The sequence below is a fragment of the Acidovorax sp. genome (genome assembly GCF_016783915.1).
In the GTDB taxonomy this organism is placed as follows: Bacteria; Pseudomonadota; Gammaproteobacteria; order Burkholderiales; family Burkholderiaceae_C; genus Acidovorax.
The window spans coordinates 1-19,998 of the sequence record NZ_JADHVT010000077.1; the positions used below are offsets into that span (position 1 = coordinate 1).

Annotated in this window: 21 protein-coding genes and 2 pseudogenes; 10 read left to right on the forward strand and 13 right to left on the reverse strand. The window is 65.9% G+C overall.

Going from position 1 to position 19,998, the window contains the following annotated elements; all coding sequences use genetic code 11:
* The 3 genes and pseudogenes from ISS20_RS14570 to ISS20_RS14580 all read right to left on the reverse strand — a co-directional run.
* Positions 1 to 316 (reverse strand): annotated as a pseudogene (locus ISS20_RS14570) (MotA/TolQ/ExbB proton channel family protein); the annotation flags it as partial.
* A gap of 12 nt (positions 317 to 328) precedes the next feature.
* A complete protein-coding gene (dapB, locus tag ISS20_RS14575; protein ID WP_291437739.1) occupies positions 329 to 1,168 on the reverse strand; it encodes a 4-hydroxy-tetrahydrodipicolinate reductase in 840 nt (279 codons plus the stop codon).
* Between the two features lie 63 nt (positions 1,169 to 1,231).
* Positions 1,232 to 1,795, reverse strand: a complete 564-nt coding sequence (locus ISS20_RS14580; RefSeq protein WP_291437741.1) for an outer membrane protein assembly factor BamE — start codon at positions 1,793 to 1,795, stop codon at positions 1,232 to 1,234.
* 89 nt (positions 1,796 to 1,884) lie between these two features.
* Between ISS20_RS14580 and fur the strand changes: the two genes are divergently transcribed.
* Positions 1,885 to 2,304: a ferric iron uptake transcriptional regulator gene (fur, locus tag ISS20_RS14585; RefSeq protein ID WP_015016128.1), complete on the forward strand. Its 420-nt coding sequence runs from the start codon at positions 1,885 to 1,887 to the stop codon at positions 2,302 to 2,304.
* Between the two features lie 173 nt (positions 2,305 to 2,477).
* Here fur and hprK read toward each other — a convergent pair whose 3' ends face one another.
* The 4 genes from hprK to ISS20_RS14605 form a co-directional block, all read right to left on the reverse strand.
* Entirely contained in the window at positions 2,478 to 3,434 is a 957-nt protein-coding gene (gene hprK / locus ISS20_RS14590) for an HPr(Ser) kinase/phosphatase (protein WP_291437743.1), read from the reverse strand.
* A gap of 44 nt (positions 3,435 to 3,478) precedes the next feature.
* Positions 3,479 to 3,946: a PTS sugar transporter subunit IIA gene (locus tag ISS20_RS14595; RefSeq protein WP_291437745.1), complete on the reverse strand. Its 468-nt coding sequence runs from the start codon at positions 3,944 to 3,946 to the stop codon at positions 3,479 to 3,481.
* A gap of 113 nt (positions 3,947 to 4,059) precedes the next feature.
* Positions 4,060 to 4,395 carry a ribosome-associated translation inhibitor RaiA gene (gene raiA, locus ISS20_RS14600; protein ID WP_015016131.1) on the reverse strand — a complete coding sequence of 112 codons (336 nt, stop codon included), beginning with the start codon at positions 4,393 to 4,395 and terminating at the stop codon, positions 4,060 to 4,062.
* A 243-nt stretch (positions 4,396 to 4,638) separates the two neighbouring features.
* Positions 4,639 to 5,868: an MFS transporter gene (locus ISS20_RS14605; protein ID WP_291437748.1), complete on the reverse strand. Its 1,230-nt coding sequence runs from the start codon at positions 5,866 to 5,868 to the stop codon at positions 4,639 to 4,641.
* Positions 5,869 to 6,085: 217 nt separating this feature from the next.
* On the opposite strand from ISS20_RS14605, the gene ISS20_RS14610 reads away from it, so the two are divergent.
* Positions 6,086 to 7,006, forward strand: a complete 921-nt coding sequence (locus ISS20_RS14610) for a phosphoribosylaminoimidazolesuccinocarboxamide synthase (RefSeq protein WP_291437751.1) — start codon at positions 6,086 to 6,088, stop codon at positions 7,004 to 7,006.
* A 76-nt stretch (positions 7,007 to 7,082) separates the two neighbouring features.
* Here the strand turns inward: ISS20_RS14610 and trxA are convergent, their stop codons facing one another.
* Complete coding sequence (gene trxA / locus ISS20_RS14615) at positions 7,083 to 7,991, reverse strand: thioredoxin (RefSeq protein ID WP_291437753.1); 909 nt, start codon at positions 7,989 to 7,991, stop codon at positions 7,083 to 7,085.
* Positions 7,992 to 8,147: 156 nt separating this feature from the next.
* Between trxA and purE the strand changes: the two genes are divergently transcribed.
* The 4 genes from purE (at position 8,148) to ISS20_RS14635 (ending at position 11,868) form a co-directional block, all read left to right on the forward strand.
* On the forward strand, positions 8,148 to 8,642 hold the full coding sequence (purE, locus tag ISS20_RS14620) for a 5-(carboxyamino)imidazole ribonucleotide mutase (RefSeq protein WP_291437755.1): 495 nt from the start codon (positions 8,148 to 8,150) through the stop codon (positions 8,640 to 8,642).
* Positions 8,639 to 9,808 (forward strand): 5-(carboxyamino)imidazole ribonucleotide synthase, encoded by a 1,170-nt coding sequence (locus ISS20_RS14625; RefSeq protein WP_291437757.1) that lies wholly within the window; start codon positions 8,639 to 8,641, stop codon positions 9,806 to 9,808. The genes purE and ISS20_RS14625 overlap by 4 nt, the downstream gene beginning before the upstream one ends.
* Positions 9,809 to 9,822: 14 nt before the next feature.
* Positions 9,823 to 10,839: an L-threonylcarbamoyladenylate synthase gene (locus ISS20_RS14630; protein ID WP_291437759.1), complete on the forward strand. Its 1,017-nt coding sequence runs from the start codon at positions 9,823 to 9,825 to the stop codon at positions 10,837 to 10,839.
* A gap of 75 nt (positions 10,840 to 10,914) precedes the next feature.
* A complete protein-coding gene (locus tag ISS20_RS14635) occupies positions 10,915 to 11,868 on the forward strand; it encodes an SGNH/GDSL hydrolase family protein (protein WP_291437761.1) in 954 nt (317 codons plus the stop codon).
* A gap of 86 nt (positions 11,869 to 11,954) precedes the next feature.
* Here the strand turns inward: ISS20_RS14635 and ISS20_RS14640 are convergent, their stop codons facing one another.
* The 5 genes from ISS20_RS14640 to dacB all read right to left on the reverse strand — a co-directional run bounded on the left by ISS20_RS14640 (position 11,955) and on the right by dacB (position 17,173).
* Positions 11,955 to 12,641 (reverse strand): OmpW family outer membrane protein, encoded by a 687-nt coding sequence (locus ISS20_RS14640; RefSeq protein WP_291437763.1) that lies wholly within the window; start codon positions 12,639 to 12,641, stop codon positions 11,955 to 11,957.
* Between the two features lie 25 nt (positions 12,642 to 12,666).
* On the reverse strand, positions 12,667 to 13,809 hold the full coding sequence (locus ISS20_RS14645) for an SGNH/GDSL hydrolase family protein (protein WP_291437764.1): 1,143 nt from the start codon (positions 13,807 to 13,809) through the stop codon (positions 12,667 to 12,669).
* A 155-nt stretch (positions 13,810 to 13,964) separates the two neighbouring features.
* The gene (locus ISS20_RS14650) at positions 13,965 to 15,263 is read right to left on the reverse strand and encodes a lipase family protein (protein ID WP_291437767.1); all 1,299 of its coding nucleotides are present in this window, start codon (positions 15,261 to 15,263) and stop codon (positions 13,965 to 13,967) included.
* Positions 15,264 to 15,396: 133 nt separating this feature from the next.
* Entirely contained in the window at positions 15,397 to 15,666 is a 270-nt protein-coding gene (locus ISS20_RS14655; protein WP_015016142.1) for a SemiSWEET transporter, read from the reverse strand.
* A 31-nt stretch (positions 15,667 to 15,697) separates the two neighbouring features.
* Positions 15,698 to 17,173, reverse strand: a complete 1,476-nt coding sequence (gene dacB / locus ISS20_RS14660) for a D-alanyl-D-alanine carboxypeptidase/D-alanyl-D-alanine-endopeptidase (protein ID WP_291437770.1) — start codon at positions 17,171 to 17,173, stop codon at positions 15,698 to 15,700.
* A 78-nt stretch (positions 17,174 to 17,251) separates the two neighbouring features.
* Here dacB and ISS20_RS14665 point away from each other — a divergent pair, with 78 nt between their 5' ends.
* The 4 genes and pseudogenes from ISS20_RS14665 to ISS20_RS14680 all read left to right on the forward strand — a co-directional run.
* On the forward strand, positions 17,252 to 18,232 hold the full coding sequence (locus ISS20_RS14665) for a DMT family transporter (RefSeq protein ID WP_291437771.1): 981 nt from the start codon (positions 17,252 to 17,254) through the stop codon (positions 18,230 to 18,232).
* A gap of 46 nt (positions 18,233 to 18,278) precedes the next feature.
* Positions 18,279 to 18,992 carry a tRNA (adenosine(37)-N6)-threonylcarbamoyltransferase complex dimerization subunit type 1 TsaB gene (gene tsaB / locus ISS20_RS14670; RefSeq protein WP_291437773.1) on the forward strand — a complete coding sequence of 238 codons (714 nt, stop codon included), beginning with the start codon at positions 18,279 to 18,281 and terminating at the stop codon, positions 18,990 to 18,992.
* 23 nt (positions 18,993 to 19,015) lie between these two features.
* The gene (rimI, locus tag ISS20_RS14675; RefSeq protein ID WP_291437775.1) at positions 19,016 to 19,516 is read left to right on the forward strand and encodes a ribosomal protein S18-alanine N-acetyltransferase; all 501 of its coding nucleotides are present in this window, start codon (positions 19,016 to 19,018) and stop codon (positions 19,514 to 19,516) included.
* Positions 19,517 to 19,567: 51 nt separating this feature from the next.
* A pseudogene (locus ISS20_RS14680) lies at positions 19,568 to 19,998 on the forward strand (hypothetical protein); the annotation flags it as partial.

Genomic DNA, 19,998 nt, shown 5'->3' on the forward strand with positions numbered 1-19,998 from the left:
GCTGGGACAAGCTACCCGCCGTGGCCAGCGTGGGCTGGGCACCGCCGCCCGCATGAGTTGCTATTAAATTTGCAGCAATCACCAAAGGAAGCACTAGCGCATCCCGGTCAAAAGCCTGCAAACGCTGCTGCGCAAGAGCCAGCGATGGCGCCTGCCAGAACGCAGCCGTGCAGCGGGACACGTCGGCACTGGCGCGCCGCATGAGCCGCAGCTTCCACACAATGACCACCCAGCTGGACACCGACATGGCCAGCAAGACCAGTGCCGCACTTTGCGTGACGGCATCGCCCTGGCGCCACCAGTGGAGGGCGTCCATGAAATCGGCGGATCAGTTCAAGCCCAGCACGTCGAACATGTCGAACATGCCCGTCTTGTGCCCGGCCAGGAAACGCACGGCCCGCAGGCTGCCCTGTGCGTAGGTGGAGCGGCTGGAGGACTTGTGCGTGATCTCGATGCGCTCGCCAATACCGGCAAACAGCACGGTGTGGTCGCCCACGATATCACCACCCCGGATGGTGGCAAAACCGATGCTGGACGGGTCGCGCTCGCCCGTCACACCTTCGCGGGCGTAGACGGCGCATTCCTTGAGGTCGCGGCCCATGGCGTCGGCAATCACCTCGCCCATCTTGAGCGCAGTGCCCGAGGGCGCATCCACCTTGTGGCGGTGGTGGGCTTCGATGATCTCGATGTCATAACCCGTGGCCATGGCCTTGGCGGCCATCTGCAGCAGCTTGAGCGTGACGTTCACACCCACGCTCATGTTGGGTGCCATGACGATGGCCGTGCGCTGAGCAAAAGCGGCAATCTCCGCCTTCTGCGCATCGGTGAAACCGGTGGTGCCAATGACAGCCTTCACGCCCAGTTGGCTGCACACCGCCAGGTGGGCCAGCGTGCCTTCAGGGCGGGTGAAGTCAATGAGCACCTCCACGTTCTTGAGGCCTGCCGCCACGTCGGCCGTGATGGCCACACCGCTGGCGTAGCCCAGAAAGGCGGTGGCATCAGAGCCGATGGCAGGGCTGGCCGCCACGTCCAGCGCACCGGCCAGCACGCAGTCGTCGCTGGCGCGGATGGCCTCGATCAGCATGCGGCCCATGCGGCCCGAAGCCCCGGCGACGGCCACACGGAGGGGGGATGCCGCGGGAGCCGCAGGCGAAGAAGTCGCGGTCATGAAAAGGTCCTGTTCATTGATAGGGCAGCCAGCGCACCGGGCTCACTGCCAGGGCCGCAAGGTTCAGCGCGCGGGCGCTTCAAGCGGCGGGTAACTGGTGGTGGCAGGCAGCGCAGGCGTTGCAGCGGCTGCCGGTGCGGGACGTTCCTTGACGGGGTACTTGGCCAGTTGCTCCGGCGTGGCCTCGAGCACCGGCACCTTGCCCTTGGCGCCGTCGCGCGCGCCGAGCGTGGCGACGAATTCGGTCTCGGACTGCATTTCATCGCCTTCGGAGCGCTCCAGGGCATCGCCCTTGAAGAACACAGTCAGCTTGCGGGTCTGGATCTCTTCACCAGGGCGTTTGAGCGTGAACACGTACTCCCAGCGGTCCGCGTGGAACAGGCTGGTGACCAGGGGCGTCCCGAGAATCTCGCGCACCTGCTGGCGGCTCATGCCAGGCTGCAGGGCTTCGACCTGCTCGCGGGACACGAAATTGCCCTGCACCACGTCCACCCGGTAGGGCTTGACGATGCTGGCGATGCGACTGCTGGCACCATCCAGACTGCCGCAACCGGTCAGGGCGGCCATGCTGGCACCGATCAACACAACCAGGCCCAGACGGGCGCTGTAACGGGCTTGGACGGGCATGGGTAAAAGGCCAAAGGATATGATCGTCCCATTGTAGCGGCAGCCCCTCCAGACCCTGAGGCGGCGGCCCGCCCCCGAAAGAGCCAGCCATGACCAATATCGACGAACTCAAAAGCACGGGACTCAAGGCCACACTGCCCCGCCTGAAGATTCTGGAGATTTTCCAGAAGGGTGCGCAGCGCCACATGACTGCGGAAGACGTGTTCCGCGTGCTGCTGGAAGAGCGCTCGGACATTGGCCTGGCCACCGTCTACCGGGTGCTCACACAGTTCGAGCAGGCGGGCATCCTGATCCGTAGCAACTTCGAGAGCGGCAAGGCCGTGTACGAGCTCAACGAGGGGCAGCACCACGACCACTTCATCTGCACCTCGTGTGGCAAGGTGGAGGAGTTCTATGACCCCGAGATCGAAAAGCGGCAGCATGCCGTGGCCAAGGCCAAGGGCTGGCTGGTGCAGGACCACACGATGGCGCTGTACGGGCAGTGCGCCGACTGCGCAAAAAAAGGGTAACACCCTGAGTCGCTTCGCGCTTGCCCCCTGGAGGGGACGCCCCCGGCACAGCGGGGCAGATCTTGCGCGGGGACAGCGGCCTGGAGCGCGCCAGTGAGCACGCGCCTTTGGGCCTCAAAATCGGCCTTTTAGCCCGTACATCAAGCGCCAGCAGCTATCAAATACGAAGCAGACTAACCCCCTGCGTCGCGCTCCATGGCGCGGCGGTGGCGCTCGACGAACTCCTGGTAGGTGTCGATTCCGCGCAGTTGCAGGATGGTGTTGCGCACAGCAGCTTCGACCAGCACGGCGATGTTGCGGCCGGCTACCACCTGGATCACCACCTTGAGCACGGGCACGCCGAGCACGTCCTGGGTGAGCGGCTCATAGGGCAGGCGCTCGTAGTCACGCTCCAGCGTCTCTTTGCGCACCAGGTGCACGATGAGCTTGAGGCGCATCTTGCGACGCACGGCCGTCTCGCCAAAGATCGCGCGGATGTCGAGCAGGCCAATGCCGCGGACCTCCAGCAGGTTCTGCAGCAATTCGGGGCACTTGCCCTCGATGGTGGTCTGGTTGATGCGAAACAGGTCCACGGCATCGTCGGCCACCAGGCCGTTGCCGCGCGAGATCAGCTCCAGACCCAGCTCGCTCTTGCCCAAGCCGGACTCGCCGGTGATCATCACCCCCAGGCCCAGAATATCCATGAACACGCCGTGCATGGTGGTGCGGTCGGCGAAGTGCTTGGACAGGTAGGCGCGCAGCACGTCGATGACAAAAGCCGACGACTCGTGCGTGGAGAACATCGGAATCTGCGCACGTTCGCACATCGACACCAGCGCGTCAGGTGCGGTCTGGTTGTCAGCCAGCACCAGCACGGGCGGCTCCAGCGTCACGATGCGGGCGATACGGCGCTTGCAATCGTCGGGGGACGCGTTGCTCAGGTAGGCAATTTCGCGCTCGCCCAGAATCTGGACCCGGTAGGGATGGATGTAATTGAGGTAGCCGACGAGATCGGCCCCGGACCGCGCAGAGCGCACGGCCACTTCATCAAAACGGCGCTCGGAAGCTCCGAGACCTGCCACCCACTCCCATTTCAGGGGACCGCGAAATTCCTCAAAAAGGACATCGGCACTGACAACATTGGGCTTCACGGCAGGTCAGTCAGGATGAGCAGCGCAGGCGGCGGCTGGGGCACTCAGGCCGTTTGGGTGGACTGCCAGCCCGCGATCATGCCGTGCAGTTCGGCGGCATCGGCGCAGCCCTTGAGCTTTTCGCGCAAGGCCGAATCGCTGAGTAACTCGGCGATCTCGGAGAGGATTTCCAGGTGCTTTTGCGTGGCCGCCTCGGGCACCAGCAAAAAGATCAGCAGACCCACCGGCAACTCGTCCGGCGCATCAAACCCAATGGGATTGAGCAACTGAAACACGGCGGCCATCGGGGCCTTGAGGCCCTTGATGCGCCCGTGGGGAATGGCCACGCCATGACCCAACCCGGTGGAGCCCAGGCGCTCACGAGCAAACAGGCTGTCGGTGATCAGCGCCCGGGAGAGGCCGTGCTGGCTCTCGAACAGCAGACCCGCTTCTTCAAAAGCACGCTTCTTGCTGGTGGCGTCCACGCTCACAAGCACTTGAGCGGAGGGCAGGATGGAGGCGAGTCGGTTCATGGTCAAGGGTAACAATTATGCACATATTGGCGAAAACCCTGAGCGCGGCGCGTCAGGCAACAAAAAAACCGCCCGAGAGGGGCGGCTGCTGTGCCAAGCTCAGGGCTGGCGCATCAAGCGTGCAGTTCGCGCTTGGCGGCTTCGTGGTGGTGGTCTTGCAAACGGTCCTTGTGGCGCACCACCTGGCGGTCCATCTTATCGACCAGTTCGTCCACAGCCGCATACAGGTCGGCGTGGGAACTCTCGGCAAACAAGTCGCTGCCCTTGACGTGGATGTTGCATTCCGCTCGCTGTCTCTTTTCCTTTTCCTTTTGCTTCTCTACCGTCAGCAGTACCTTGACATCGACAACTTGGTCAAAATGGCGGGTGATCCGGTCCAGCTTGGTCGTGACGTAGTTGCGCAAGGCGGGAGTAACTTCGAGGTGGTGACCGCTGATCGTCAAGTTCATAAATAAGTCTCCTGTGGCTCTCGGTGGAAAAACGCCGCCCTGGATCAGAGGAGCGGCTCGGCGAACTTGGATGCATCTGTTGTTGACGTCGTGGGTTCACTATGCCCCCGCCCTCCCTGAAATGCAATCCCATACCGCCGCAGGCCACTGGGTTATGCCCGGCAAGGTGCCAAGCACCCGAAAAGCGCGCACAATGGACGGATTGAAGGGACCGGCCAAAGTGCAGCGCAAGCCCCTCCCTTGTCACCGTGCCGACGGCGTCGCACCATGCAGCGTGAGGCGCCCCACCACCAGCATCGACAGCAGGCTGGCACCGATGCCCACCAGCGCAGCCACCCAGTAGTTCTGTACCAGCCCCTGCGCATCGCGGCTGATCAGCACCCCTCCCACAAAAGACGCAACACCCATCGCCGCCGATTGCACGGAGGCGTTCAGCGTCATGAAGGTCCCCCGCAACGGCGCATGCGCCGCGGAGGCAATGATGGCCATGCCGGGAATCATGCGACCACTGACAAAAGTGAACATCAGCGTGGACACCATCAAGACGCCCCACAGCGGCAACCCCTGCACCAGCGTGATACCCAGGATGCAGGGAAGGCCTGCGAGCGCCAGCCACCGGAAGGTGGGCACTTTGCCATTCCGGTCGGTCATGCGCCCGAACAGGCGTGCCGTGAACAAGGTCACCACCCCGCCGCACAGGTACACCAGCGGCACCTGATCGGCGCGCACACCCGCATTGGTCTGCATGTAAATGGTGATGTAGGGAATCACCGTAAAACCTGTAAACATCAGCAACGCCGAGAACAGAAATGCCCAACGGTGGTTGCCATCCGCCAGCACCTGGGTGATGCCGCTCAGCACAGACCGCCCGTGGGCAGCCTGCACATGGCCTGCCATGGTCGGTAGGGTGCGGGCCGCCTGCACGGCCAGCACTCCCACCATGGCGGCAATGCCAATGAACGGCAGGTTCCAGCCCCCATACTGCGCGAGGATCAGCCCCAGGGGCACGCCAGCCACCGTGGACACAGAAAACGACGTCATCACGATGCCCATGGCACGCCCGCGCCGCTCGAAGGGCACCACGTCCGCCACGATGGTCTGCGACAGTGCTGACAGCACGCCGCCAAAAGTCCCCGCGAGAATGCGCGCCACCATCAGTGTGCCGTAGGTGGGCGCGAGGCCGCAGGCCAGCGTCGCCAGCCCGAACAGAACATACAGCACCAGCAGCAGCCGCTTGCGCCCGAAGCGGTCGATGTAAGTCGAAGCCAGCAGGCCCGACGCCCCCGCCGACAGCGTATAGGCCGACACCAGCAAGCCAAACTGCGCATCGGTGATCGCAAACAGCTGCGTGAGCTGCGGGCCCAGCGGCATCATGATCATGAAGTCCAGAATGTGGGTGAACTGGATGCCTGCCAGCGTCAGCAGCAGCCACAGCTCACGGCGGGGAGAAAGCTCGGGGGTAGAAGAAGACACAGCAGACGGCCGCAGGGGCCCAGGCAGGTTCAGGGCCGCCCAGTGTGCCGCATGCATCCCGGCTCGCACCCCTGCCGCCGCATTCCTTTGTGAAACCGCCGCGCTCCAGGTCGGCGCGTAAAATCCCTAGGTTGCGCCCAGGCGCTACCTGTCGCATCCCCTCCCCCTACGTTCTTCGGACTGCCCGCAGCGGATACCCACCGCCCACACCGACACCATGACCCAGCCCAGCTCCACCGCCCTGCACACTTCGGCCCTGACTTCGCTGCCCCTGCTGGCACGCGGCAAGGTGCGCGACAACTACGCCGTGGGCGACAACCGCATCCTGATGGTGGCCAGCGACCGCCTGTCGGCATTCGACGTCATCATGGGCGAACCCATTCCAGGCAAAGGCGAGCTGCTCACGCAGATGGCCCTGTTCTGGTTCGACAAGCTGGGTCATATCTGCCCCAACCACCTGACAGGCGACGCCCCCGAGAGCGTGGTGAGCCCCGAAGAAGCGCCCCAGATCCGTGGGCGCTCGATGCTGGTCCAGCGCCTCCAGCCTATCCCGGTCGAAGCCGTGGTGCGCGGCTACCTGGCCGGCAGCGGCTGGAAGGAATACCAGGAGTCGCGCTCGGTCTGCGGCGTGCCCCTGCCCGAAGGTCTGACCAACGCCGCCAAGCTGCCCGAGCCCATCTACACGCCCGCTGCCAAGGCCGCCATGGGCGAGCACGACGAGAACATCACCTTCGAGCGCACGGTGGAGATGATCGGTCTGGACCTGGCCACACGCATCCGCGATCTGAGCATTGCCATCTACAAGGCAGCGGCCGACATCGCGCTCACCAAGGGCATGATCATTGCCGACACCAAGTTCGAGTTTGGCCTGGCACCCGACGGCACGCTGGTGCTGATGGACGAGGTGCTGACCCCCGACAGCTCCCGCTACTGGCCCGTGGAAGGCTACGCGGAGGCTCTGGCCAAGGGCGAAAACCCGCCCAGCTACGACAAGCAGTTTGTGCGTGACTGGCTGGAGCAGGCCCAGGTCAACGGCAAGCCCTGGGACAAGACCCCCCCATCGCCCCGCCTGCCCCAGGCGGTGATTGAAAAGACGGCGGCCAAGTACCGCGAGGCCCTGGAGCGGCTGACAAGCTGACCTGGACTGCTACCAGCGTCTGTGCACCCGTGAAAAAGGCCCTTGACGGGCCTTTTCTCTTTGGCAGTGCGTTGTCTCAGCTCAGCACGACGCTCGACAACCGCCGGCGGTAAGTCGCCACCACCGGATCTTCGGGCGGGATCTGGCCATCGGCGACCTTGGGCTTGGGCGCCTCGATCAGTTCGAGGATGGCGACATAGGTCTTGCGGGCGATCTCTTCGCTCCACACCTTGTCGCGCATAAGGATTTCGAGCAGCTCATCCATGGCGTCGGTCCAGCGCTGCTGAGTGATGAGCCAGCGGGCCCGGGCATAGCGGGTGTCAAAATCCCGCTTGTTCGCGGCGATTTTTGCCTCAAATCCGGCCTCAGCGCTAGCGTCATATGCGCCAGACGCTACAAAATCAAGAGCATCCATCCAGACCTTGAGGGCGCCTAGCTTGCGCGACATGGCGGCCTTGGCGATCACGGGTGCAAAAGCCACCTTGGCATCGTCCTCGCGCCCGAGCTGCAGCAGCAGCTTGACGTAGTCAAAGCGCGCGTCGTCGTTGGCAGGGTCTGTCACGACGGCGTGTTGCAGCTTCTCCAGTGCGGTGCCGGTATCGCCCTCGGCCAGAGCTTCCTGCGCTTCTTCTTCCTCGGCCTCGGCCACCATTTCTTCGGCAGTAGGCACGTGCTTGTCGAGGAAGGCGCGCACCTGGCCTTCGGGCAAGGCGCCCATGAAACCATCGACAGGCTGACCGTTCATCAGCAGCACGCAGGTGGGGATGCTGCGGATGCCGAACATGCCTGCCAGTTGCTGCTCCTGGTCAGAGTCGATCTTGGCGAGCTTGAAGCGGCCGGCATATTCCGTCTCCAGCTTTTCCAGCACCGGACCCAGCGACTTGCAGGGGCCACACCAGGGCGCCCAGAAGTCCACCAGCACGGGCACGTTCATGGAGGCAGCTACCACCTCGGCTTCAAAGTTCTCTACGGTGACGTCAATCATGATGGTGTGGGGCCCGGGGCCTGTGGAGCAGTTTGCGCTCTATTTTGGCCCATCGAAACAGCCCCACACCCGCCAGGGAGGCGCAAAAAGTAAAATCGCGGGTTCTACCTACAGCGGCTGGGCAGGCAACGCCTGCCGGCCAGCACCCTCCACACCATGAAACCCATCCAGATCGGCGTGGTCATGGGTTCCAGCAGCGACTGGGACACCATGCAACATGCAGTGCAAATCCTTGAACAGTTCGGCATCGCGCACGAGGCCCGCGTGGTGTCGGCCCACCGCATGCCCGATGACATGTTTGCCTACGCCGAGGTCGCTGCAGGCCGGGGCCTGAAGGCCATCATCGCCGGGGCCGGCGGCGCTGCGCACTTGCCCGGCATGATCGCGGCCAAGACCACCGTGCCCGTGCTGGGCGTGCCTGTGGCCAGCCGCCACCTGCAGGGCGTGGATTCGCTGCACAGCATTGTGCAGATGCCCAAGGGCATCCCTGTAGCGACGTTTGCCATCGGCACAGCCGGCGCGGCCAATGCAGCCCTGTTTGCCGTGGCCCTGCTGGCCAATGAGAGCCCCGAGCTGCGCCAGCGCCTGGAAGCCTTCCGCGCCGAGCAGACGGAAGTGGCCCGCAACATGACCCTGCCGCCCGCTGCATGAGCGCCGCCATGCAACCCTTGCTTCCCGGATCGACGTTGGGCGTTCTGGGTGGCGGCCAGCTGGGCCGCATGTTCGTGCACCAGGCCCAGGCCATGGGCTACTTCACGGCCGTGCTAGATGCCGACCCCACCAGCCCTGCCGGGCTGGTGAGCCACCACCACATCCAGACGGGTTACGAAGACCCGCAGGGCCTCGCGGAGCTGGCCCGCCTGTCGGACGCGGTGACCACCGAGTTCGAGAACGTACCCGCCGCTGCATTGGCCACCCTGGCCACGCAACGCCCCGTGTCGCCCGCTGCCGGCGCCGTGTCGGTGGCGCAAGACCGTGCGCGCGAGAAGGCGCACTTTATGGCCTGCGGCGTGCCCTGCGCGCCGTATGCCGTGATCGAAACCGCAGAGCAACTGGCCGCCGTATCCCCCCACCTGTTGCCCGGCATCCTCAAGACGGCCCGCATGGGCTACGACGGCAAGGGCCAGGTGCGCGTGAAGACGCCCGCCGAGCTGGCCGCTGCATGGGATTCGGTCGGCCAGGTGGCCTGCGTGCTGGAGAAGATGCTGCCGCTGCAGCTGGAATGCTCCGTCATCGTGGCGCGTGGTACCGATGGCACGATGGTGCATCTGCCCGTGCAGCGCAACCTGCACCGCGACGGTATCCTGGCCGTGACCGAGGTTTATGAAGGAAATCTGCCGCAAGCGCTAGTGGTTCAAGCGGTAGCCGCTGCAAAATCTGTAGCAGAAGGCCTGCAGTACGTGGGTGTGCTGTGCGTAGAGTTCTTTGTGCTGCAGGACGGCAGCCTGGTGGTCAACGAGATAGCCCCACGCCCGCACAACAGCGGCCACTACAGCCAGAACGCCTGCGATGTGTCGCAGTTCGAACTGCAGGTGCGCACCATGGCCCGCCTGCCGCTGACGCAGCCGCGCCAGCACAGCGCTGCCGTCATGCTGAATCTGCTCGGCGACCTGTGGTTTGCCCACGGCGACGTGGCGCAGACCCCGCCCTGGGCCCAGGTGCTGGCCCTGCCCGGCACGCACCTGCACCTGTACGGCAAGCGCGACGCCAAGCGCGGCCGCAAGATGGGGCACCTGAACATCACCGCCGCCACCCCTGAGGCTACGCGCGCCACGGCCCTGCAGGCCGCAGCGCTGCTGGGCATCGAGCCCTTCTGAGCAGGGCCGTTTCCATGATTCTCGACGGCAACGCCCCCCAGGCCATCGCCACCGCGGCACGCGCAGTGCGCAGCGGCGCCCTGCTGGGTCTCCCCACCGAAACGGTGTATGGCCTCGCGGCCGATGCCAGCAGCGATACCGCTGTGGCGCAGATTTTTGCCGCCAAGGGACGGCCCAGCGACCACCCGCTGATCGTGCACGTGGCCAATGCCGAGGGCATTGCGCATTTCGCCAGCACGGTGCCCGCATTCGCCCAGAAACTGGTCGATGCCTTCTGGCCGGGCCCGCTCACGCTCATCCTGCCGCGCCTGCCCGGCGTGGCCACCGCCGCCACCGGCGGGCAGGACAGTGTGGGACTGCGCTGCCCCGCGCACCCCGTCGCCCACGCCCTGTTGGTGGCCTGCGCAGCCGCTGGCGACAGTAATGAGGCCGGCGGCCCGCCAGTGTGGGGCGTTGCAGCCCCCAGCGCCAACCGTTTTGGCCGTGTGAGCCCCACCACCGCCCAGCATGTGCAGGACGAGCTGGGCGCCGAGCTGCTGGTGCTGGACGGTGGGCCCTGCAATGTGGGCATTGAAAGCACCATCGTGGACTGCACGCGCGGTGTGCCTGTGCTGCTGCGGCCCGGCGCCATCACCCGTGCGCAGATTGCGGCAGCTTGCGGCATCACGCCACTGTCCAAGGAAGACCTGCCCACGGCCACACCCCGTGCCTCGGGCACGCTGGAGGCCCACTACGCCCCCAGTGCCAAGGTGCGGCTGATGGACGCGAAGGCGCTGCAGACTAGCCTGGACCTGCTGGGTGCCGATGCCGCCCACATTGCGATCTATGCCCGCGCTGCGTTGCGCAGTCAGTCCTCCAAGCTGGTCATGCGGCGCATGCCCGATGACGCGGCAGCCACGGCGCAGCAGCTGTTCGCCGTGCTGCGCGGTTTTGACGATGAGGGCGTGAAGCTGATCTGGATCGAGACCCCGCCGACGAGCCCCGAGTGGGAGGGCGTGCGCGACCGCCTGCAGCGCGCCTCCGCCGCCTGACCAGGCACGATGGCGCCGCTTTACATCCGTTGACTTTGCGTCGTTAAACTACCCCCCACTTTTCTGGAGAAATACATGGCAGCAAATTGGATGCGCCGCACCATCATGGTCGCCGCATGTGCGTCGGCCGCGTTGCTCGCGGCCTGCGGTTCCAGCACCACCGAATCGGCCATCTCGCCCCAGCGCTTCATTGCGTTCGGCGACGCCATGAACGATGTGGGACAGAACGGCTCGCGCTACACAGTCAATGACGGCAGCGTCAACAACTGGACCCTGCAGGTGGTGGCCAACTACGGCAAGTCGCTCACGCCCACATCCGCCGGGGGGTTGAGCTACGCCACCGGCAATGCCCGTGTCAACGCCAAGCCCGACGCCGCAGGCAATGCCAGCACCCGCACCATCACCGAGCAGATCGACACCTTCCTGGCCGGCGGCAGCTTTGCGGCCACCGACGTGGTGATCGTGAGTGGCGGCATCAGCGACGTGATCGCCGGCATGGCAGCTGTGAACGCTGGCACCCAGACCCAGGACGCCATGGTGGCCGCCGCCCGCAAGGCTGGTGAAGACCTGGCAGCCCAGGTGCGCCGACTGGTGGCGGCGGGCGCCAAGTATGTGGTGGTGACCGGCACCTACGACCTGAGCAAGACCCCCTGGGCCAAGACCATCGGCCGCGAGGCCTTGCTGAGCAACGCCAGCAGCCGTTTCAACGAAGGCCTTCTCGTGGGCATCGTGGACATGGGCGCCAACGTGCTGTACGTGGACTCGGCCTACTATGTGAACCTGTACACCAGCGTGCCAGGCAACTACGGCTTCAACAACTCCACGGCGGCGGTGTGCACGTCGGTGGACGCCACGAACGGTATTGGCATTGGGGCAGGCCAGGTCAACTCAGCCCTGTGCACGCCCTCCACGTTGCTGTCGGGTGCCAACGCCACCTCGTTTGTGTTTGCTGACAGCGTGTACCTCACGCCATCGGCCCAGCGCCAGTTTGGCACCTACGCCTACGACCGCCTGCGCGCGCGCTGGTAAGCCGGCGCAACTTAGGCCACCAAAACCAAAAGGCCGCCCAACGGGCGGCCTTTTTTGTGGGCGGTTGGTCTGCCGCCTTGCGCGGATCAGAACCGATACACCACGCCCAATGCCACCACGTTGGGGTTGAGTTTGACGTCGATGGTCTGGCCCGTGGATAGCGTGTTGCGTGTCTTCACAAAGGTCTTGTAGTACGCCACGTCCAGCGACCACTGGTCGTTCAGCGCAATGCTCACGCCCACTTGTGGCGTCAGGCCAAACCGCGATTCAGCGCTCAGTGTGGTGGGGCGCGAGGGACTGCCGCCGGTCAGACCGGTCAACGCGGCGGTGCCCCGCTCCTTGAAGAACTTGGCGTAGGTCACACCCAGGCCCACGTAGGGCCGCACCCGGGCATTGGCCTCCAGAAAGCGGTACTGCGCGAACACGGTCATGGGCAGCACCTTGACCTCGCCGATCTTGCCCACGCCGCCGATGGCCCCGGCGCCCATGATGTCGTGCTTGAAGGGGAGTGCGAGTGGCACATCCACCGCCCAGTGGTCGGTGAGCATGTAGGTGATACCGCCCGCCAGCTGCGTGTCGGCACGCACATCGACCTTGGTACCCGTGAAGCTGGGCGCAGACAGGTCGCCACTGGTGACCTGCGGCGAGATTTGCGTGGCGCCGGCGCGCACCAGCCAGCTGCCAGCGGTTTGCGCCTGGGTGCCACCGGACAGGGAGAGCGCCAGTGCGGCCACAGCGCCAGCCAGGGAAGGGGTGATGGTTTTGTTTTGCATGGTATTTGAACCCTTCAACAGCCAATTACAGCCAGCCCGCGCGGGCCAGCGAACGCGAGACCAACTGGCTGACCAGCTGGTGGCCATACGGCGTGGGGTGGAAGCTGTCGGAGAACGCATAGGTCTTCCACCAGTCCGCGCCGCCCGTGGCGCCTGCGGGCGGCGTCTGTGCCGACAAAGCTGCTGCCGTGCAGGTGGGAAAGGTGTAGGTGGGCAGGCCGTCAGCACCTTGGCCGGTGATGGGGCACGCGGTGTTCTTGGCGTTGGTAAGCCCGAACTGTGCGGGGTTCGCCACCTGGTCGTTGAACGAGGTGTAGAAGTCCACCACCACCACCTTGCTATTGCCCGCAAAACGTTTGGCCAGCTGGGCGTTGAAGGCTTCGAGCCAAGCCTTGAGCAGCCCCTGCACTTGCGCGCTGGTGGCGGCGCCCGCTGACGCCGTGATACCGCCGAGCACCTGCTGCAGACGTGGCGTCTTGTCGATGGCCGGCATGTTGAGCACCGCCACACGCTGCGCGCCCTTGTTCAGTGCGTTGGCTTCGATCGCGTCGTGGAACTTGTCAGCCAGCGCCACCATATAGGCGCCGCCCACCTGGGCCTGACCCGTGGCGCCACCCGCGAGGCCGACGTTGACCGTGGCCGCAGGCAGCAGAGTGGAGAGCAGGGCACCAAAGGCGGCACCGCCGTCCCTGGAAGCAGACAGGTAGGCACCGATGAGATCCGCAGCATCGTTGCCACCGCCGTCGATCAGCAGCAGATCACCCGCACTGAAGCCGTCGGCGCCTGCGTCAGTCAGTTGCTTGACGATGGACACGGGCGACGTGGGGGCCGTGAAGTTGTTGATGCGACCACCGCCGATGGCGTAATTGGTGCAGCCCGCCGCGTTGTTGAAGGCGCTGCCTGTGGACACATAGCGGGGGCACAGCGTGTTGCTGTAGCTGCTGGCCACCAGCTCCGGCCAGATGGGGGTGGACGATGGGCCTGTAGGCGCGCTGCCCTGCACCGTGAACTTGAAGCCGAACGTGCCGCTGTCGGCAATGCTGTCACCCATGACCTTGACGGTCTTGATGGGTGCCACCGGGGAGGTGTCGGCACCGCCGCCTCCGCACGCTACCAGCAACGACGCTGCTGCCAGAGAAACCCACAAAGCCTTGCGCTGGAAAACCATCGGTATCACTCCTGTTATCGTAAAAATAGAACGATCGTGCTATTCCTTTCCATCTTAGTTGCCAAAACAAAAAAACCCCACCGGGTAAACACCGGTGGGGCTTAGGGTGCAGGTTCTAAAAGCCTGTGTGGCGCTTCACACAAGCCTCACAGCCGTCATTTGACGGTGTCGAACACCGCCTTGGCCTGCGCATGGCAGAAAGGTGGCTCATAGGTGCCGTGGTAGCTGCCGTAGTAGGTGGCAAACGCCGCCGAGGTGGGGTCGGTCGGCGCCTTGCCGCCGGGACCATAGGTGGCCTGGATGGCGGCGTCCACATCAACGGACGTCACATTGGTCACGCCACGGCTGTCAAAGTCGGCCTTCATGACGGACTGGTGCACGGCAGGGGGCACGGTGGGGTCACCTGCGCCACCACACAACATCACACGCGCCTTGGGGGTCCAGCCCAGCAGGTCGTTCTTTTTGGCGGCCAGGTACAGCGGGTGTGTGGTGCTGGTCTGCGAGCCGGTGATGAATGCCGACTGGAACAGCGCGTCACGCGCCTGGTTGGGCGTGCCCGAGGGCAGTGTGCCCGTGGTCACCAGGGTGGTGTAGTTGAGCGTGGGATTAGGCAGCAGGTTCTCGATGTAGCCGGAGTACGGTGCCTTGAACACATCCTTCACATCGGTATAGACGTTGCCATAGACCTTCTGCCAGGCCGTGACAAGGTAGGGCACGAAGAACTGCACGCCCGCAATCGCGTCCGGAATGCGCAGCGAACCCGACAGGTTGTAGGGGCCTGCCAGGTGTGCGCCTGCGACCACATTGAATTCGTTGCCGTAGTCCCGCTCAGCGGCGCGCTGCGCTGCCATGGACGAGTGGCCGCCCTGCGAGTAACCAGTGAACATCACCTTGCCAGACAGCGTGGCTCCCACCGTGCCGGCCGCATTGCGTGCAGCACGCACCGAGTCAATGACCGAGGTGGCTTCCGAGTCGGCATGCAGGTAGGGGTGATAGCTGTAGCCCGACTTGGCAAAGCCCAGGTAGTCGGTGGCCACCACCGCATAGCCCTGCGCGGCGTACATGGCCGCCAGCAGGAAGGTTTCGCTGTCTTGCGGGTTGGCCAGGGTGCGTGGCTTTTGCATGTCGGTGCCCTTGGCATAGGCCACCAGCGGGGCGGCCGTGGTGCACGTGCCGGCCGGCACCAGCATCACGCCAGAGGCGTTGGTGTTTTCGCCGCTCTTGGCACCCACGGTCGCATAGTTCAGAGACACCACCTTCACATCGCACTTGGCCTTGCCGCTGAGCGCCTGCAGGCCGCTGCTGGCCGTGGCCGCGTCGATCTGCGCCACGGTGAGCGTGGTGAGCGTGGCAGGTGGGTCGATCAGTGCGCCGCGCGCCGGGTCGTCAGAGCCACCGCAGGCGACAAGCAGGACCGCTGCAGCGGCCACACAGGTAAGGCGGAAATAGGTCATGGATGGATACCTCGGTCAGTGAAGAACGACGCATCGTGCGCGCACCTGCGCTGCAGCATCCATAGGGGATAACGCGGGAGACCACGCGCGGCCAGACACCTAGGCGACAGCGCGCCGGCGCCTGCGTGACCGCTCAGTCGGGACGGCGTACGCCGTACAACACCTTCATGCCCAGAATGGTGCCCGCGAGGGCCAGGGTGATGGCATTGGCCACCACGATGGGCCAGGCCGCCAGCGCCAGGCCGTAGGCCAGCCACAGCGCAACCCCCACCGTGAAAACGCTGTACATGCCCAGCGAGATACCGCTCACGTCCCGCGTGCGAAAGGTATGCAAGGCCTGCGGTACAAAGCTGCAGGTGGTCAGGCAGGCGGCCAGGTAGCCGATCAGTTCATGGAGTTGCATGGTGGGGAAAGCGCAGGGCAGCAGCGATTATTCACTGCTCGCGCGCCGTCCAGTCGATGAGGCTGTCGAGCACGGGCCGCGCTGCCCCTGCATTGGCGTGGTTGACCACGGCCACCAGCACATAGCGGCGCCCGCTGGCGGCATGCACATAACCTGCGACAGCCATCACGTCGCGCAGGCTGCCTGTCTTGAGGTGGGCGGTGCCAGCACGGCTCTGGCTGCGGCGCAGCGTGCCGTCCACCCCCGTGATCGGCAGCGACGCCACCAGCTCGGGCATCACGGGCGACACCCAGGCCACCTGCAGCATGCGGGCGAGGGCCTGCGCAGTCAGGCGGGCGTCGCGGCTGAGCCCGGCGCCGTTGTCCACCTGCGGCAGGTCGGCATCGCCCATGCGGGCCTGCCACCACTGGCGCAGCACCTCGCGGGCGCCGTCGAACGTGGCCACACCGTTTTTTTGCAGCGCCAGGGTCAGAAAGACCTGCTGCGCCATCACGTTGTTACTGTACTTGTTCACGTCGCGCACCACCTCGGCCAGTGCGGGGGACGTGACCACAAACGCGGGCTTGAGACCCGGGGGCACCTTGCCGTCGCGCACGCTGCCCGTGAGCTTTCCACCCAGTTCGCGCCACATGCCCTCCACTGCCCGCGCCGCAAAGCCGCGCGGGTCGGCCGCCGCCACCGGCCACACGCGTTCGCCACACGCTGCGGGGTACACGCCCTGGAAAGACACCCTGGAGGGGTCGGACAGCTCCGCCCGCAAGGCCGTGCGCCAGTCCCCACAGTCTGCGCCCGGCGCCGCCAGCGCCACCGTGGACTGACGCTGCACCCCGGCCAGAGGCGGGTCGTACTGGATGCGCGCCAGACCGGCGGCCCCATCGGGCACAAAGGTCATCACCGACGATTTGTAGTTGAGCAGCAGGGCGTCGGGTGAGGCGTTGTAGGGCCGCAGCGGCTCGCCATCAAACCGCGCCGGGTCCTGGTCGGGCACGTCGAACGCCGTGCGGTCCAGCACGATATCGCCCACGATGACCTGGATGCCCTGGCCCTGCAGCCGCCGCATCAGCAGCCACAACCGCTCCATGACCAGCTTGGGATCGCCCTGGCCCTGGATGTACACATTGCCCCGCAAGCTGCCGTCCTGCACCGTGCCCTGCACGTACACCGGCGTGTTCCAGACATAGGCGGGGCCCAACTGCTCCAGCGCCGCGTAGGTGGTCACCAGCTTCATCACTGACGCGGGGTTCACGGGGGCCTGGGCGCGGTGCGAAAGGCGCGGGCCGGCCTTGCCGGCAGGTTGCGCGTCCACCACCATCACCGCCAGGGCCTCGCGGGGCAGCTTGGCGCGGGCCAGCGCGGCCTCCACCTTGGGCGGCAGAGGGCCGGTTGCCGGCGCCACTGTCTGCGCACCCGCCGGGCCCGCCGCGCCCACCACAACGAGCCACGCAGCACCCCAACCCAACACACCACGCAGCACACGGCGGCGCCAAAGAGCAGAAACAGACAACATGGCGGTGAGTCTATCGCCCGCACACCCGCACTGGGCCCCGCGTCAGCACAGCATGCGGCGGGCGCCGATAATCGCGCGATGCGTTTTTCTCCCCGCACCATCGGCTTGCTGGCGGCCGTGGTAACCGTCACCATCTGGACGGGCTTCATCATCATCGCCCGCGCCTCGGCCCAGCGCACGCTCACCCCGTTCGACATTGCGCTGCTGCGCATCGTGGGCGCCAGCCTGGTGTTGCTGCCCTGGGGCTGGTGGATGGTGCGACAGCGCCAGGCGGCATTGGTTGCCTCGGCACCGCCGTCCAGCCTGGCGGGCATCTCCCCCCTGCCCTTGCGCACCACGGCGCTGCTGGGCAGCTTTGGCGGGCTGCTGTATGCGCTGCTGGCCTATTCAGGGTTCTTCCATGCGCCAGCCACCCATGCGGCCGTGCTCATGCCGGGCAGCCTGCCACTGTGGACGGCGCTGCTGGCCGCCTGGCTGCTGCGCGACTACATCACCCCGCTGCGCGCCGCCGGCCTGGCGCTGATCGTGGCAGGCGATCTGCTGGTAGGCGGGCGCAGCCTGCTGGCGGCGTTTTCGGGCGGGGACGTCTGGAAGGGCGACCTGCTGTTCGTGCTGGCCGCGTCGTCCTGGGCCACCTACAGCGTGCTGGCGCGGCGCCACGCGGTCGATGCGGTGCAGGCCACCATCGCCATCACCGCGTTTGCCTGCATGGTGTACCTGCCCAGCTATGCGATGCTGGTCTGGCTGGGTGCGGTCACCAGCCATCTGGCCCAGGCGCCGTGGAGCGAGATCGCGTTCCAGATGCTGTTCCAGGGTGGCGGCTCCGTGGTGATCTCGGGCATTTGCTTCACGCGCATGATCCAGCACTATGGCCCCGTACGCTCGACCATGATCACAGCCTTGGTGCCCGGCCTGTCGGCCATGGGGGCAGTGATATTCCTCAATGAGCCGATGCACTGGAACCTGGTGGCCGGCCTGCTGCTGGTCACCGCCGGTATCCTCGTGGGCGTGCTGCGCAAAAGCCAGGCTCCGGCGGCCGCTGCCAACGCAACCTCCTGAGAGCCTGTGCCCCGACCGCGCCACCCAAGACCTCCACACCCTGCCCATGAATCTGCTCGCCTTTGACACCAGTACCGACACCCTCTCCATCGCCGTGCAGCATGGCGATGGGGTCTGGCAGCACCAGGGGCCGGGGGGAGCGCAGGCCTCGGCGGCACTAATCCCTGCCGTGCGCGCGCTGATGGCGGAGGCGAGCTTGACCTTCGACACACTGGATGCGGTGGTGTTCGGGCGCGGCCCCGGCTCATTCACCGGGCTACGCACCGCCTGCGCCGTGGCCCAGGGGCTGGCCTTCGGTGCCAAGGGCGGTCAGGGCGTGCCGGTATTGCCCGTGGACACCCTTCTGGCCGTTGCCGAGGAAGCCCGCCAGCAGCACGGCTGCACCCACGTGGTGGCAGTGCTGGATGCCCGCATGGATGAGGTCTATCACGCGCGCTGCGAATGGTTGCCCGCCGAAGCCCGCTGGCAAGCAGACGAAGATTTTGGCCTGGGGGCGCCCGAGTCGGTGCAACCGCCAGATGGTTGGACGGTAGCCGGCAATGCCCGCGCAGCCTATGGCGACCGACTGGCACCGAACGCCACGCACGTCACCGCTTTGCCCACCGCCACGGCCCTGCTGCGCCTGGCGCCCGCGCTGATTGCAGCGGGCCATGCCGTGGCCGCTGGTGACGCCCTGCCGCGCTATATCCGCGATAAAGTGGCGCAAACCACCGCCGAACGCACCGCACTGCGCGCCGCCCAGGCGGCTGTGACGCCCTGAAAAAAGGGGTGAACGAATCCAGCATGAGCGCACTGCCTACCTCCTCCACATCGCCGTCCGATGCCAGCCAAAACCGCCCCGAGGCGCGCTTTGAGGCCCTGACCCTGGCCCGGCTCGACGCCTTGCTGGCCGTGGAGCAGCGCGCCTATTCGCACCCCTGGACCCGCGGCAACTTCACGGACGCCATGGCGTCTGGCTACGAGGCCCAGCTGCTGATGGCCGATGAGCACCTGCTGGGATACTTTGTGGCCATGATGGGAGTGGATGAGGTGCACCTGCTCAATATCACCGTCACCCCCGAGTACCAACGCCAGGGCTGGGCCCGCGTGCTGCTGGACGCCCTGGCCCTGTGGTCACGGGGGCGCGGTGCACAATGGCTGTGGCTGGAGGTGCGGGCAAGCAACCTGCGCGCCCAGCAGATCTACCAGACCCACGGGTTCCGCCGCGTGGGCGACCGCAAGCGTTACTACCCCGCAGCACACGGACAGCGCGAAGACGCCGTGGTCATGAGCTTGGCCCTCTGACAGCCCGCACCCTGTGCTTGTTGCCCCACCGATGTCCTGTTTCCTTTCCGTATGAGCCTCCACCTCGATGCGCGACAACGCGCCATGCTGCAAGAAATGGGCGTCACCGTGTGGGGCCCGCCACCCGCTACAGAGGCACCCCAGCGGCCCTCGGCAGGCGCCCCAGCGGCCACCGTCGCAGCCCCCGCCATGGCGGCGCCGCCCGCCCAGCCACAGGTGCGCGCACCGGCTCCCGCACCCGCCGAGCGCCCCCAGGCGCCGCCGGTCAACACCAGCAGCCGCACCGCACCGCCCGCTCCCGCCTCTGCCGCCACAGGCCCTGCCACGCCCGCCCTGCGGCTGCACCCGGCGCAGGTGCTCTACCCTGCCGCCGACCCGGCACAAACGCCAGCTTGGCTGGGCGGAGGCTGGCTCATCGTGGCCGAGAGCATGACCCCCACCGACCTCCTTGGTGGCAATGCAGGCAACGATGCGGGCCGCTT